General features: G+C 67.3%; 19 protein-coding genes and 1 tRNA gene. 15 read left to right on the top strand and 5 right to left on the bottom strand.

Features of this window, described 5'->3' with window-relative positions:
* Positions 1–266 precede the first annotated feature (266 nt).
* From ACWDA7_RS13895 to ACWDA7_RS13910, 4 genes are all read left to right on the top strand, one after another.
* On the top strand, positions 267–1,499 hold the full coding sequence (locus ACWDA7_RS13895; protein WP_450604365.1) for a helix-turn-helix domain-containing protein: 1,233 nt from the start codon (positions 267–269) through the stop codon (positions 1,497–1,499).
* 239 nt (positions 1,500–1,738) lie between these two features.
* Complete coding sequence (gene orn, locus ACWDA7_RS13900; protein ID WP_359391528.1) at positions 1,739–2,341, top strand: oligoribonuclease; 603 nt, start codon at positions 1,739–1,741, stop codon at positions 2,339–2,341.
* Positions 2,342–2,467: 126 nt separating this feature from the next.
* Positions 2,468–2,540: transfer RNA gene (locus ACWDA7_RS13905), tRNA-His, on the top strand.
* Between the two features lie 112 nt (positions 2,541–2,652).
* A complete protein-coding gene (locus tag ACWDA7_RS13910) occupies positions 2,653–3,900 on the top strand; it encodes a tyrosine-type recombinase/integrase (RefSeq protein WP_450604366.1) in 1,248 nt (415 codons plus the stop codon).
* A 59-nt stretch (positions 3,901–3,959) separates the two neighbouring features.
* On the opposite strand, the gene ACWDA7_RS13915 is transcribed toward ACWDA7_RS13910, so the two are convergent.
* The 3 genes from ACWDA7_RS13915 to ACWDA7_RS13925 form a co-directional block, all read right to left on the bottom strand.
* Positions 3,960–4,232, bottom strand: coding sequence for a helix-turn-helix domain-containing protein (locus ACWDA7_RS13915; RefSeq protein ID WP_450604367.1), 273 nt, complete (start codon positions 4,230–4,232; stop codon positions 3,960–3,962).
* An 87-nt stretch (positions 4,233–4,319) separates the two neighbouring features.
* Positions 4,320–4,922 (bottom strand): hypothetical protein, encoded by a 603-nt coding sequence (locus tag ACWDA7_RS13920; protein WP_450604369.1) that lies wholly within the window; start codon positions 4,920–4,922, stop codon positions 4,320–4,322.
* Between the two features lie 195 nt (positions 4,923–5,117).
* Positions 5,118–5,363, bottom strand: coding sequence for a hypothetical protein (locus ACWDA7_RS13925; RefSeq protein ID WP_361824255.1), 246 nt, complete (start codon positions 5,361–5,363; stop codon positions 5,118–5,120).
* 62 nt (positions 5,364–5,425) lie between these two features.
* Between ACWDA7_RS13925 and ACWDA7_RS13930 the strand changes: the two genes are divergently transcribed.
* Positions 5,426–6,142: a TIGR02391 family protein gene (locus tag ACWDA7_RS13930; protein ID WP_450604371.1), complete on the top strand. Its 717-nt coding sequence runs from the start codon at positions 5,426–5,428 to the stop codon at positions 6,140–6,142.
* A gap of 246 nt (positions 6,143–6,388) precedes the next feature.
* On the opposite strand, the gene ACWDA7_RS13935 is transcribed toward ACWDA7_RS13930, so the two are convergent.
* Complete coding sequence (locus tag ACWDA7_RS13935) at positions 6,389–7,618, bottom strand: hypothetical protein (protein ID WP_450604372.1); 1,230 nt, start codon at positions 7,616–7,618, stop codon at positions 6,389–6,391.
* 438 nt (positions 7,619–8,056) lie between these two features.
* Here ACWDA7_RS13935 and ACWDA7_RS13940 point away from each other — a divergent pair, with 438 nt between their 5' ends.
* Genes ACWDA7_RS13940 through ACWDA7_RS13975 form a run of 8 tightly spaced genes read left to right on the top strand, consistent with a single transcriptional unit; the run spans position 8,057 to position 11,835 of the window.
* Complete coding sequence (locus tag ACWDA7_RS13940) at positions 8,057–9,118, top strand: hypothetical protein (RefSeq protein ID WP_450604373.1); 1,062 nt, start codon at positions 8,057–8,059, stop codon at positions 9,116–9,118.
* Positions 9,118–9,369 carry a hypothetical protein gene (locus ACWDA7_RS13945; protein ID WP_450604374.1) on the top strand — a complete coding sequence of 84 codons (252 nt, stop codon included), beginning with the start codon at positions 9,118–9,120 and terminating at the stop codon, positions 9,367–9,369. The genes ACWDA7_RS13940 and ACWDA7_RS13945 overlap by 1 nt, the downstream gene beginning before the upstream one ends.
* On the top strand, positions 9,366–9,611 hold the full coding sequence (locus tag ACWDA7_RS13950) for a hypothetical protein (RefSeq protein WP_450604376.1): 246 nt from the start codon (positions 9,366–9,368) through the stop codon (positions 9,609–9,611). Before ACWDA7_RS13945 ends, ACWDA7_RS13950 begins: the two co-directional genes overlap by 4 nt.
* Complete coding sequence (locus ACWDA7_RS13955) at positions 9,611–9,985, top strand: hypothetical protein (protein WP_450604377.1); 375 nt, start codon at positions 9,611–9,613, stop codon at positions 9,983–9,985. Before ACWDA7_RS13950 ends, ACWDA7_RS13955 begins: the two co-directional genes overlap by 1 nt.
* A complete protein-coding gene (locus tag ACWDA7_RS13960) occupies positions 9,985–10,116 on the top strand; it encodes a hypothetical protein (RefSeq protein WP_450604378.1) in 132 nt (43 codons plus the stop codon). Before ACWDA7_RS13955 ends, ACWDA7_RS13960 begins: the two co-directional genes overlap by 1 nt.
* Positions 10,113–10,451: a ribbon-helix-helix domain-containing protein gene (locus ACWDA7_RS13965; RefSeq protein ID WP_450604379.1), complete on the top strand. Its 339-nt coding sequence runs from the start codon at positions 10,113–10,115 to the stop codon at positions 10,449–10,451. The genes ACWDA7_RS13960 and ACWDA7_RS13965 overlap by 4 nt, the downstream gene beginning before the upstream one ends.
* Before the next feature lie 13 nt (positions 10,452–10,464).
* On the top strand, positions 10,465–11,124 hold the full coding sequence (locus ACWDA7_RS13970; RefSeq protein ID WP_450604381.1) for a hypothetical protein: 660 nt from the start codon (positions 10,465–10,467) through the stop codon (positions 11,122–11,124).
* A gap of 6 nt (positions 11,125–11,130) precedes the next feature.
* Positions 11,131–11,835 carry a hypothetical protein gene (locus ACWDA7_RS13975; RefSeq protein ID WP_450604383.1) on the top strand — a complete coding sequence of 235 codons (705 nt, stop codon included), beginning with the start codon at positions 11,131–11,133 and terminating at the stop codon, positions 11,833–11,835.
* Between the two features lie 83 nt (positions 11,836–11,918).
* Here ACWDA7_RS13975 and ACWDA7_RS13980 read toward each other — a convergent pair whose 3' ends face one another.
* Entirely contained in the window at positions 11,919–12,140 is a 222-nt protein-coding gene (locus tag ACWDA7_RS13980; RefSeq protein WP_450604384.1) for a hypothetical protein, read from the bottom strand.
* Between the two features lie 460 nt (positions 12,141–12,600).
* Here ACWDA7_RS13980 and ACWDA7_RS13985 point away from each other — a divergent pair, with 460 nt between their 5' ends.
* Both ACWDA7_RS13985 and ACWDA7_RS13990 read left to right on the top strand, forming a co-directional pair.
* The gene (locus tag ACWDA7_RS13985; RefSeq protein WP_450604385.1) at positions 12,601–13,164 is read left to right on the top strand and encodes a hypothetical protein; all 564 of its coding nucleotides are present in this window, start codon (positions 12,601–12,603) and stop codon (positions 13,162–13,164) included.
* Positions 13,165–13,230: 66 nt separating this feature from the next.
* The gene (locus tag ACWDA7_RS13990) at positions 13,231–13,788 is read left to right on the top strand and encodes a hypothetical protein (protein ID WP_450604386.1); all 558 of its coding nucleotides are present in this window, start codon (positions 13,231–13,233) and stop codon (positions 13,786–13,788) included.
* Positions 13,789–13,810: the final 22 nt, after the last annotated feature.

Here is a 13,810-nt window from a genome sequence, read left to right on the forward strand (position 1 = left end):
GCGCGCGCACCCTATGGGGATTGGCCACTGGGACGAGGCGCACTTCCCTGCACGGCTCGCGAGTGCAACGCTTCGTGATCGAATGCTTCACGCCAAGTTGCCATGTCGACAATGTGCCGGATGGTGAACTGGTTCACGTCGGCACCGGGGGACCCAGTAGATTCGATCATGACTGTCTGACGGCGGGGGACTCGTGCAGGACCAAGGGGAAACGTGCAGGAGCGACACAACCGAGGAGCCGCGACCACTGAGGGGGGCTTAGCAGGATGAGCCACGACTCCACTGCCGCGCAGGACGCCGCGGCCCGGAAGCTGTCCGGGCGACGGCGCAAGGAGATCGTTGCGGTGCTGCTGTTCAGCGGCGGCCCCATCTTCGAGAGCTCCATACCGCTTTCGGTGTTCGGGATTGACCGCCAGGACGCCGGAGTGCCGCGCTACCGATTGCTGGTGGCTGCCGGCGAAGAAGGCCCGCTGCGGACCACAGGGGGCCTGGAACTGACCGCGCCGTACGGCCTCGAGGCGATCTCGCGGGCGGGCACCGTCGTTGTGCCGGCCTGGCGGTCCATCACCTCGCCGCCGCCGGAGGAGGCGCTCGACGCACTGCGCCGGGCGCACGAAGAAGGTGCCCGCATCGTCGGGCTGTGCACCGGGGCCTTCGTACTGGCCGCCGCCGGACTGCTGGACGGCCGGCCGGCCACCACGCACTGGATGTACGCGCCGACACTGGCCAAACGCTATCCATCGGTGCACGTCGATCCACGCGAGCTGTTCGTGGACGACGGGGACGTGCTGACGTCGGCGGGTACGGCGGCCGGTATCGACCTCTGCCTCCATATCGTGCGCACGGACCACGGCAACGAGGCGGCCGGCGCGCTCGCCCGGCGTCTGGTGGTCCCACCGCGCCGCAGCGGCGGTCAGGAGCGCTACCTCGACAGGTCTTTACCGGAGGAGATCGGCGCCGACCCGCTCGCGGAGGTCGTCGCCTGGGCTCTGGAACACCTCCACGAGCAGTTCGACGTGGAGACACTCGCCGCGCGCGCGTACATGAGCCGGCGGACCTTCGACCGGCGCTTCCGCTCGCTCACCGGGAGCGCGCCGCTGCAGTGGCTGATCACCCAGCGGGTGCTCCAGGCCCAGCGGCTGCTGGAGACCTCCGACTATTCGGTCGACGAGGTCGCCGGGCGCTGCGGTTTCCGCTCCCCGGTCGCGCTGCGCGGGCACTTCCGGCGGCAGCTCGGCTCGTCGCCGGCCGCGTACCGGGCCGCGTACCGGGCGCGCCGTCCGCAGGGTGAGCGCCCTGGGGACACCGACGGTCCCGTGGGTCCGCCGGTACCGCAGGTTCCGCAGGAGGCGGCGCCGTTGCCGATGCAGACCCGCCGCACGGCCGCCGCCAGCTCCCTGGGCCCCGCGGCGTCCCTGTCCACGGACCACGGCAGGCACGTCCCCGAGCTGTACGCGGCGAGGGGCCCGAGCCTGCCCGGACAGCGCAGCGCGCACTAGCACCGCGGCACCGCAGCGGGCGGGCCCGTGGTGCGTACGAGGCCGTACGCACCACGGCTCCCGCCTGTCCGTAGTCCTGGGGCCGGCCCGCGCATGCCCGTGACGCGTCCGCCTGAGCCGGTCCCGCGCACGTCTCCTGCTCCCGGGGGTGCTTCCGGAGTTCTTCTCGTCCCCCGGCCGTCCCTCCGTGCACGCACGGGCAGGTCCGTCCGGCCCGGCCGGGCCATAAGGTGGGACACATGAACGATCGCATGGTGTGGATCGACTGCGAGATGACCGGACTCTCGCTGTCCGACGACGCGCTCATCGAGGTGGCCGCGCTGGTCACCGACTCAGAGCTGAACGTACTCGGTGAGGGGGTGGACATCGTGATCCGGCCGCCGGACGCGGCGCTGGAGACGATGCCGGAGGTGGTGCGTCAGATGCACACCTCCTCGGGACTGCTCAACGAGCTGGCGGGGGGCACGACGCTCGCCGACGCCGAGGAGCAGGTCCTCGCGTACGTACGGGAGCACGTCAAGGAACCCGGCAAGGCCCCGCTGTGCGGCAACTCCGTCGGCACCGACCGCGGCTTCCTGTCCCGCGACATGCCGACGCTGGAGGACTACCTCCACTACCGGATCGTGGACGTCAGCTCGATCAAGGAGCTCGCCCGGCGCTGGTATCCGCGGGCGTACTTCAACAGTCCCGAGAAGAACGGCAACCACCGGGCGCTGGCCGACATCCGGGAATCCATCGCGGAGTTGCGCTACTACCGGGAGGCGATCTTCGTGCCGCAGCCGGGGCCCGACTCCGACACGGCACGCACGATCGCGGCCCGGCACGTGGTGCCCGCGAAGTAGCCGTTCGCCGAGGCCCTGACGAGACCCTGACGGACCTCGGAGAAACGCTGGCGCGAGCACCCCTTCGGACCCTGTACACTTTTTCTCGGCCGATGCGGAAAGCCACTTGGACAACCGCGGGTCATGGTGGGTGTAGCTCAGCTGGTAGAGCACCTGGTTGTGGTCCAGGATGTCGCGGGTTCGAGTCCCGTCACTCACCCTCTGTATAGAGGCCGATGACCTGCGGTAATGCGGTCATCGGCCTCTCTCGTTGCCCCTGTGGCCACACCGGTGGCCACCCGGGATCTTCAGAAGGGCCCTACGGTCCCCATATGGCGAGCATCCGTAAGCGCGTCCGCAAGGACGGCAGCACCGCGCATCAGGTCCGCTGGCGTGAGGGCGGCTCCCGCGAGGGCGCCCCTCAGTCCGAGGTCTTCGACTCCGAGCCGGAGGCGATTCAGTTCAAGGCGCTCGTGGACGCCCACGGGCAGCAGTGGCCCCCGGGGTGGGTCAAGGGCGAGGGCTTCGTCACACCCGGCGAGGACGACGCGGCCAAGAACGTCGTGACCTTCGCCACGTGGGCGGAGCACTTCGTGGAGACCCTCACCGGTGTGGAGGTCCGCACCCGGCACGACTACCGCCGGGACATCCGCAACCACGTCCGCCCCTTCTTCGGGGAGAAGGACATCTGTGACCCTGACGCGATCACCCCCAGCGACATCCGCCGGTGGGTCAACGCTCTGGAGTCCGGAGAGCGGGACCCAAAGAATAGGGAGAAGTGGGTCCGGAAGCCGGTGAGCCCGAAGACCATCGCGAACCTCCACGGCCTCCTGTACGGGATCTTCCAGTCCGCTGTGGAGGCCCAGCCCGCGCTGAGGGCCGCGAACCCCTGCTCCAAGACCCGCCTCCCCCGTGTGGACGACGGGATCGAGGACGAGATGGTCTTCCTGGAGCGCGAGGAGTTCGATCTCGTCCGCGCCGCCATGGAGACGATCTGCAAGGGCGACGCGCTCGACCTGATCGACGTCATGGCGGGCACCGGACTGCGCTGGGGCGAGATCTCCGCCCTCCAGGTCCGGGACATCACTCTCCGGGGCGCCCACAAGGTCCTGCGGGTCCAGCGGGCGTGGAAGCGCCAAGAGGACAACAGCTTCCGCCTCGGCAAGCCCAAGACGAAGAAGTCCCGCCGCTCCGTCGTCCTCTCCCCCGCCCTGGTCGAGATCCTGGAGCGGAACATCGAGGGCAAGAAGGCCGAGGACTTCGTCTTCACCACGGCCTGGGGCAACCCCTGGCGGCACGGGAACTTCTACAACCGCCGATGGCTCCCCGCCGTGGCGCTGGCCCAGAAGGAGGGCTTGACCAAGAAGCCCCGGCCGCACGACCTTCGGCACACGCACGTGTCCTGGCTCATCGCCGCGAACGTCCCGCTGCCCGCCATCCAGGCCCGCCTGGGCCACGAGTCCATCACGACCACCGTGGACCGGTACGGGCACTTGGTGCAGCAGTTGGACGACGAGGTGGCCGCAGCCGTGGAGGCCGCCATGACAGGCGAGAGGCCGGCTCTGCGCCTGGCCTCCTGATCCTGAGCACAACGAAGCCCCTGACCGGGAGAGTTCGGTCAGGGGCTTCGTCGTGTCCGTCAACCCGTCTTACGTCGCCGGGCTCTGGAGGGGACGAGCCCGGGGAGCGGCACCACGGGGACCGGAACAGGGGGAGCTTGGGGAGCGTCCACGGGAGCCGAGCGGACACGGCAGATCTTGAGGATCGCCTCTATGTCCTCGTCCGTGAACAGGACCTGACGGCCGATCTTGACGTGCGGAAGCTTCGAGATGTTTCGACGCAACCACCAGTCCGACGGCTGCCGAAGAACCTCGGCGGCCTCTGGATAGGTGTAGAAGACCGGGCTCGTCATGGACAGAGAATGCCACCCATTCGAGTGACTCTGCAAACTCCCCATTGACGGCGTCGAATTCCTCCAAGAAATGCTGGAGAGAATGGCTCAGGAGACGACCTTCCGCTCGGGAAAGTCCATCCGCAGGATCCGGTTGATGATGTCGCCTGGGTTGAAGTCCTGGTGCTTCGGATCGAACGTGACGAACGTGCAGCCGAGCCGGTCCTCGACGTAGACCCGCCGCCAGAACTCGGCATCCCGGTCGAACCTCGGGTCGTGGAGCCGGTCGTACTCAATGACCACGCCGAGGCCCGGGAAGAAGCCGTCCACGACGTAGTCGCCGACCCGATGCTCCTCCACGAACTCCACCGGCCTCAAGGCGGCGGCGACGATCCTCAAGACCTCCGACTCCTGGGTCGGGACGCACACCAGATCCATGCCCAATTCCGCCGCAAGATCCCGGGCGGCAGCCCTCTTCGAGTGCGCCACCAGGTATTTCAGGCCGGTCAGGTTCACGGCCGTCGTCAAGGTGCGCGCCTGAGGTCCGGTCTCGCCGAAGAGCTCCCAGCGGACGCGCTTCTTCGCTCCCCGGGGGATCTTCCGGTGGGCCACAGCGTATGAGCTGTAGCCCAACGTCCGAACGGCATCCCACAGGGAATAGTGCAGCTCATCGTCTAGCTCTGCTGTGCGAATGCGGCTAAGATCGCCCATGGGTTCCCCAAACCTCGGATGTTACAGCACCCGATAGATCTCTCGCCAGAGATTTAAAATCCTGAGGGCCCACCTCTCCCCAGAGGTGGGCCCTCAGTGTGCGGCCGTCATCATGTAGCCGTTTGAAGTGACGGGGCGCGACCTCTCCACTACTTGGCGCATTCGCTCGGTGGCGGATTCCCGGAGGAGAGGAATTTAAATTCCTGAGCGGTGCACCTCGGCGGCGAAAGAGTCGATCTGGATGCACCTCGCGTACTCCCACCGGAGCGGATCCTCGGGGCTCAGGGCGAGGATCCGGGTCGCCTCCGCGTCTCCCTGCTTCCGCAACTCCAGGGCCCGCTTGGAGGCCTTCTGGAAGCCGCGCATGGCCAGCTCGAAGCCGTCCTGGGTCTCCTTCAGACCGTGGCGCTCCAGGACCTCTTGACGCTCTTCTGGACGCACACTCTCTCCAACCTTGTCTTGGATAGAGCCACCCGAAGGACTTGGCCCCGTACCCTTCGATCGTGGATCACGCATACGCCGTTGAGAAGTTGACCAAGTTCATAGAGGGCATCGACGCCCACTTGGATGCCATCGACGACAGTAACTCCTACAACTGGCCAGATCCCCCACGATGGCTGGAAGTGGAGGAGGTCCGCGCCCGGTTGATCGAGAACGCCTACGAACCCGGGCTGGGCGATTACGAGCAGTCGGGGAACCGCCGCGACCTGTGGGTCCAAGCGCGGTACCCGGCTATCCAGGCCTTGGGGCGAGCCCAGTCAGCCGAGGAGATGGCGGCGTTCCTGCGCCCAACGTCCCCAGCCCTGACGGCCGACACCCTCCATCCCTGGGTCTGGGAGCCAGCCGCTCCCCTATGGGCCGCTGAGGCATACCAGGACGCTGTCCTTGCCGCTGCCCGTACAGTCAACCGTCGCCTTCAGCAGAAGCTCGGCCGCCATGACGTCGGAGAAACGGATCTCTGTATGCAGACCTTCGACATGAAGGCACCCGTCGAGGGGAAGCCCCGCCTCCGCTTCGACGGGGACCGCAGCACCCCGACCTGGAGGGCTCGCCAGGACGGCGCGAAGTACACCTCCGCCGGGGCCTTCTTGGCGATCCGCAACCTCGCCGCCCACGAGGACGAGGTCAACTGGTCCCAGCAGGAGGCGCTGGAATACCTGGCGACGTTCTCGGTCATAGCGCGCTGGATCGAGGAGTGCACGGTCGAAACGGCTCCGTGAGCGCTTCGAGAATCTTGCTCCGACATCCATGTCTGCAAGGGGCCCGGGAGCCGTAGAGGGTGAAGAAGATCCTCAGCCCGGAGGCACCATGCACATCGCGCAGCACACCTGGCCCCTGTACTACCCCGGCTCCGACGAGCGCTCCGTGCTCCCCGAGCTGCTGGACGAGGTGCGGAAGGCCGAGGAGGACGGCGGTGTCGTCGCCCTCCTCCGCTGCGAGTCCTCTTGGCACATCATCCACGCGCGTCAGGCCGAGCCGATCCCGGACACCCTCCGACGCATGGCGGCCAGGGTTTCCTGCTGGTCCTGCTCGGAGAGGGCCATGAAGCGCTGGGTCCCCAAGGATTCCTGAGCCGGCCGGGCCACCGCGGCCTTCTCCACGAGGGCCTCAGGGGTGCTGGGGACCGAGCCCGCCTCCTTGGCCTGGGCCACGAGGTGCTCGTACATCTCCATCTCGTCGCCGCGCTCCACCAGCTCCCGCCAGACCTGGTCCGCGTCCCTGGGGAGGTCGTCCAGGAACGCCTGGCGCGTACGGGGGTTGGCGGCCTTCCAGGCGATGGCGCCCTCGGGAGTGCCCCGACGGGCCGCCGTGGCACGCTCCTTGGCGTCCTTGGCCATGGCCGCGTTGAGCTTGGTCTTGTCGCCCAGGTGGCCGCAGAACGTCATCCCGTCCGGGTCGAGCACCGAGTGGAACAGGAGCGTGTAGACCTTCGTCCGACCGACCTTCGCCTCGACGGCCAGGCGCATCGAGCCCTTCTTCCAGCGGTCCAAGAGGCGCCGGACCGGGCGCTCCGCCAGTCCCGTGAGGGCCATCAGGTCCGTCTGGGTCACGAAGATGTCCCGGACCCCAAAGAGGACGGCCAGACGCCACGCGTGCTTGCCCAGAGCGTCGTTCCCCTCCTCGGCCCAAACGTCGTTGGACGGGTCGAGGATCGTCATCAGGGTGTGGGACCAGGACCTCGGAGAGCCCCAGTCCGTCAGCTTTTCGAAGTCCTCATGGGCGTTGACCAGGTCGTTGACCAGCTCGTCAGCGATACCGGTCGTCTCCCGCCCATTACCCCTCTGAGGGTCCTTATCCTCCAAGATCCTTTCGGTCCAGGGCCCAGAGGGGATGGTGTTCTTAGAGAGGTACTGGGCGGCAAACGACCGGTATCCGGTGGCCCCCAGAGGAGTCCAGGACCTCCCGGCCAGAGAGTTGAACCGGAGCTGCATGTCCTCGCGCTCCTCCGGGTCGACGGAGGAGGTGCCGCGCCTGGCCGTGTAGAGGAGCTGGTGCCTGGACACACCGCCCTCCTTGGCCGCCATCTCCTGGACGGTCTCCTTGTGCTGGTGGGTCCAGCGGGCGATGCCCCGAGTCCCGGACAGGAACGGGTGGACCTCCAGGGCCCAGGCGACGTGCGCCTCGTTCAGGGACTTCGGGTCGACCAGGAGACGCTGGCGGATCTCGTTGAGGTGGTGGCCGGAGACGCGCTCCACGGACTCCTGGAGATCGGTTCGAACAAAAACATCACGGTCGCTAGAATTGCGGGACAACTTCATTGGTGCTCCGGATGCGTGATGGCGGACGGAGTGCCGGTTCGGAGAGGTTGAGCGACCTCCCGGACCAGCCGGGAATTTAAATTCCCTGACGCAGGCCCTTCGGTTCCCGCCGGAGGGCCTCGTCGCGTCTAGGTGTCACAGGATACGCACGCGCGGGCCCCACGCGCCAACTCCGAATTCCTCCAACAATTCCCGTAGTAACCATCTCTCCAGGAATTGTTGGAGGAATTCAGGCACCCCCATGGATACGGCCAACGGTTCCTCCATACGGGTTTTGGCTGCTATTATTGAGGCATCGCCACCGAGGCGATACGACTCCGCTGGAGGACCCCTGCACGGGGATGTCCTCCGTGCGTTGAGTCGAAGGGATAGCGGATGTCCGCCATCACTGCGCGCGTCAACAATGAACTGGTCCTGACGGAATCCCGCACGATGCGGGCCCAGACCATCGAGTGCACTGATGTGCTCGACAAGGTCAAGACCCTGGTGACCCTGCCGGACTCGTTCCATGTCACGACCGAGATGGTGGCCTCGTACTACGAGGTCCCGCTCTCGACCATCGACACTCTGGTCTCCTCCAACTTCGAGGAGCTCACCGGCAACGGTCGACGCGTCCTCCAGGGTCAGGAGTTGACAGCGTTTGCGACTCCGTTCGGCGGAGTCGCAAATCTGGGGCTGAGCTCCAAGGCCCGCTCCCTGGCGGTCTTCAGCCGGAAGGCCGTCCTTAACGTCGGCCAGCTCCTGACCAAGTCGGAGGTGGCCCGCCAGATCCGGACCTACCTCCTGGAGTCCGAGGAGGCCGCGTCCACTCCCCGCATCCCCACCTCCTTCGCCGAGGCGCTGGAGCTGGCCGCCGTTCAGGCCCGGGAGCTGGAGCAGGTCAATGCGGTGGTACAGGAGCTGGAGCCCAAGGCCGCCGTGGCCGACGTGATCAGCAGTTCCCTGGGCCTCAGCCTGACCGAGTTCCACAGCTGCTACTTCGTCGCCGTGAAGTACCGGGACTTCTTCGAGCACCTCTACGCGGCCGACTACTGCCGCGACGAGCGCGGGAAGCGCTGGAGCGAGAGCAAGCAGAAGTGGACCAACGGGTTCCAGCACCTTCACCCGAAGGCCAAGGGTCGCCCGTTCCTGTACGTCACCGGCGACTTCATCGACGAGAAGCAGCGCCGCCACCAGCAGGTGCGTGTCCGGCCCGGAGAGCCGGAGCTGGACTTCGTCCGGGCCCTCGTCCGTGACGGGCTGCCGCTGAACCCCGCCAAGACCATCCCGGACCTCCCCGAGCGGAGGAAGACGCGGAAGCCCAAGGCCATCGAGGCCCCGACCGCGACCCTCCAGGAATCCCTGGAGCCGGCCGAGGAAGCCCTCATCGACTTCGACAAGTTCCGGCGCCCGGTGGTCGTGGGTCTCGTCGCCCAGAAGATCCGGAGGGGTGCCTGATGACGCGCCTGAACCCCGAGCCGGTGGACACCAAGGAGATCCACGGTGTCATGACGGACCAGGACCTCACCTTCACCGCGAGGGTCGTCTGGGCATTCATCAAGGCCGTCTCCGACCCGCAGCGCATCAAGCCCATGGCCGAGCTCCTCGGGATGGCCGAGAACACCGTCTGGCGATCCCTGACCGCCCTGGAGGCCAAGGGCCTGGTCCGCAAGGTCAGCGGCGTCTGGCTCGCCGAGGAGGGCCGATGAGCATCTTCGACGACGTGATCGTGGGCTACGGCCCGGAGCAGCTCGTGGACATCGAGGTCCACGAGAAGCCCGACGGGACCTCGGTGATCGAGACGGTCAGCTACAAGCCCGTGAAGGTCTTCCAGAAAACCGACAGCGGGCTGGTGGAGCTGTTCGGCGAGGCCAAGGACCGCGCGCTGGAGGCCTTCTGGGCGGCGGTCGACAACGACGAGATCAACAACGACAACGGGGAGAACTACTGATGACCGTCTCGCTCAACCTCAACAACTTGATCCGGACCCGGCTGGTAGAGGTCGCCGAGGCCGCCTGGCGTGACCACCGCATCATGCCCATCGGCGACAGTGACGGACGTGTCCTGGAACTCGGTTCGGCTGCGACCCGGGAGCGCTGGGTCTGCGGGGCCGACCATGGGCACGGCCCGTGCAACGAGCCGCTGCTGACCCACCGGCAGGCCGCCGAGCTGCTGGGGCTGCTCAATGAGGACGAGCCGGTCCTCGACCCGCAGCTCCCCGTGACCGATGTCGAACTGCTCGACGAGCAGGTAGGCGGCTTCACGTGCGGCTCGCTCTTCCACTGGAGCGACATCCGGACCGAGTTCCAGAAGGCGCAGGGCTGATGCTCACCTGGAATCACGCCCAACTGGCCCTCCACGTCCTGGCCGCCGCGATCGTAATCGCCTGGATCGTCGCGTTCGTCCGCAACGAGCGGCCTCAGCCGGCCCCGGTCAAGCGCGAGGAGGACCGGTGACCGACTCCAAGAACCCGATCCGAACGACGGTCTCCTTCTCCTCGGAGACCGAGCGTCGTCTCCGTGAGGCGTCTCAGAAGAGCGGGCTGTCGATGGCTCTGCTGATGCGGCAGGGCATTGAGGCGCGGGTCGCCCAGGTCATCGGCGAGGAGCCCGAGATCGCGATCAGAACGACCGCTCACGACCTCATGGAGGCCCGGGAGCAGTTCGGCCTGCTGTTGGACGCGGTGGACGGCGTGCGGGCCGACATGGAGAAGCGGGGCTGGTCGTCCGAGACCGCCCAGGGCGTCGCCATGGTCTGGTTCCTGTCGGCCATGGGCCTCAACGGCCAGTGAGGGAGCAACATCCATGAACATCTACGAGTGCTTCGTCTGCGGGGCCCCGCAGGAGACCAAGACGTGTGACCGGTGCCGCAGCCGGATCCGCGGGCTCCTCGGCCAGCTCCCCGAGCAGTTCGCGTGGCTCCACCTGAGCCGTCAGCGGGTCCAGGGAGGAGGCGGGGACGGACGGTCGTCCAAGCGCCTGCACGCCCCCACGCCGGGCGACGAGAGGGTCCTGAACATGCTGGGCCCCGCGAGCCGTCAGCCCGTCACGACCCTGCTCGACCAGGTGGGCGAGACGCCCTTTCTGGAGGTCCTCTGGAGCTGGTGCGAGGCGGTGACCGAGGAGCGTGGGCTCAACCCCGTCAGGAAGCACGTGACGACCATGACGGCCCGGCTGACGGCCCACCTGCCGTGGATCGTCGAGCAGCCCTGGGTGGCCGAGTTCGCCGACGAGATCGGTGACCTCGTCAGGACCTGCCAGCGGATCACCCTGACGGAGCCCCGCCGGGAGCTGCTGAGGGGCGTCACGTGCCCGTCGTGCGACGGCCTGACCCTGGTCCGGTACTACCCGGGCGATTGGGCGGCAGAGTGCTTCCTGTGCCCGTCGGTCCGCTTGGACTCGCACGACTACCAGCAACTCGTCCAGGAGGCCTACCAGGCCGTTAGCACGCCCCGGGAGGGCTGATGCCCCATGAGCGTCCGCAAGAGCCCCGCGTCATCCAACGGCGCGGGGCCTTCCCCATCTCTGTCCCTCACCGACCGGATCCTGCTGGCGGTCGCCTTGATCGCCGGGATTGCGGTGACGGCCGTCGGCGAATGGGAGCTGGCCCGTCAGGTCGGCATCTCCCCTACGGTCGCTCCCCTACTGGCCGTCGTGATCGACGTCTACGTGATCGCCGCCGTACGGGCCGGAAAGGGCGGGGACGTCGCCGCTGCCCTGACGATGATGGGCGGTGCCCAGGTGGCCACCCATCTGCTGAGGACGGGTCACATGAGCGCCTCGGTGCCCCTGGTGGCCGCCGTCAGCCTGGTGGCGCCCGTCGTCATCTGGAGGGTCCACGCCCTCGCGGGGGCCGGAAGGGTCCCGGAGGTCGCGAAGCCCGTGGTGGACCTCATCCGGGTCGGCACTCCCCCGTGTCTGACGCCCCGTCCAGAGGTTGTGACGGCCCGCGTCGGCCCGGAGGCGGAGGAGGTCGCCCAAAGCTCGGAGAAGCCGTCGGCGGACCAGATCGTCCGAGGGCTCTACGACCAGCTCGGAGGGATGCGCCCTGGGACTGCCCACATCCGTGACGCCCTGAAGGCCGCGGGACTCCCTTGCTCTGACGGGACTTGCCGGGAAGCGCGCAAGCGGGTGGAGGCGAAGGAGCCGGAGTTGAAGGTGCTGCCGCCCGCCTGACGGATGTGGGGATGACGTCTATGCGTCCGAAGGGCGGCATTAGTGGTGACCCCGCACCGGCTGGGCGGGGCCACCACGACCTGTTAGTCCTCGAACAGCTTGTTGAAAGCCTCCCGCAGCATCTCCCGCGCAAAGCCCTCGGCGGCACCCCGCGCGATGGCGTTACGCAGTTCGTTGCCCTGGCCGGTGCGGACGACATCGGTAGATGCTGCCTCGTTGACCTCGGCCTGAGGTGCTACGGCGGCTTCCGTGCTCTCCGGGGCCTGAGCCAGCCGCTTGCGACCGAGCTTCCAGAGACGGAACATTGATCTCCCCTTGGGAATCGAACGCAAGGGGCGAAGAGGCGCGTTGCTAGAGCCCTCCCGGCGGGCACGCGTGACCCCTCCCCGCACCCATGGCACGGGGAGAACTCTTAACTGCGAGTCGCAACAGCTTGGCGGGGCCCGGCGCGACGAGTAGCGCGTCGCCGGGTCGAGGGCCGCCAACCAGACGGACCGTCGACGAGCACCATGAGGAGGGCTCGGACCACCGCAGACGTCTGTGCAAGCCCGAGAAGCACCCGCAGCAGGGGCTCAGCCCAGTCGGGTTCACGCTTCGAGGTCGGGTCATGCACGCTTCCATAATGCACCATCGCCCTCGCCACCCGGGCGGACTTTCGCGGCTTCCGGTCAGTTCACGTCGAGACGAGCCCCTGAGCGACAGCCGGCCGCCGGGACTTCACGGGATCAGCCCCATACGGGTTGGTCCCGTCGGCATGATGCGGACATGGACGCAGGGGTGTGGGTCGGTGCGGTCTTCGGGGTAGTCGGCACGCTCATGGGTGGCGGGCTCTCGATCTGGGCGACGGTCATTGCTCAGCGTCAGCAGGCACAAGCAGCAAGGCAACTCGTGATCGCCCAACGGGTCGACACAGCCGTGGACTCCGCGATTCAGATGTTCTTCCAGATCAAGCAGCACGTCCGTGGGAGGCCGTCCGAGTTCCAGGAAGGGGCACGGCAGCGCATCGAGGTCTGGCAACGGGCCCTACAGCAGCAGGTGAACAAGCTGGAACCGGTCTTGCTGAGAATCCGTGATGAGTCCTTCCGGCTCCGGCTCAGCAAGATCGCGGAGTTCCTGGCATGGCCGGAGGTGTCGGAGCCGGCTCTTGAAGGATCTGCTGGGATCCTCTCCGAACTCTGTGATCACGCGCTGGATTGCTTGGGCGCCTCCGTTCGAGATGAACCGCTACCTCCGGAGGGCATCGGACTGACCCGGGCCCGCAGGGTCGAGACGCTCTATGTGGCGTACATGGAGGAGTTGGCGCTGGAGCACGAGGAAGGGCGCCACTGACTATCCCCCAGGGGAGTTGTACGCGATCGGCCCCCGGACTTCCCGTCTCCCGGCAGGATGATCGCCGTGCAGACGGAGACGTTGGTGGGGCTGATCAGTGGTCTGGGCGGTGCTGCAATCGGCGCCGGAGGGGCCCTGCTGGGCGGATGGCTTCAGCAGCGCCACCAGGTCAAGACCGCACGAGAGCAGAAGATCGGCGACCTGGGCAGAGCGGCCGGTGACAAGCTCCTTGCAGAGCTGTACGGCCTGCGTCGACTCGTCATGGATTGCAGCTACGAAGAGTTCCGTGAAGAACATCCACAGTGGCGCAAGACGGCCGTGAACCACGTGGATGCGGTTGAGCTCGCGGTGGGGCTGATACCCCAGGCGCCGGGCGTCCGGACGAGGGTCAAGGAAGCGATGGACCTGGCCGAGTCCGGAACGCTCTACGCGATGCGGGCCGATTTGGGTCCGCGCAGGGAGCTACTGCATCTGTTCGGAGGATGCAACGAGGCCATCGAGATCGTCTCGGCCTTCATGCGCGGTGACCCCATCCCGGCGCCCTCGCGTTGGGTGGCCAGACGCAAGGCGGAGGAGCAGCGTGGCGAGGGGAGAAACTGGGAGCCACCGGGTACCCAGACCTAGACCAGACCCCGTCATGACGCCC

The organism is Streptomyces sp. NPDC001156, assembly GCF_053598275.1.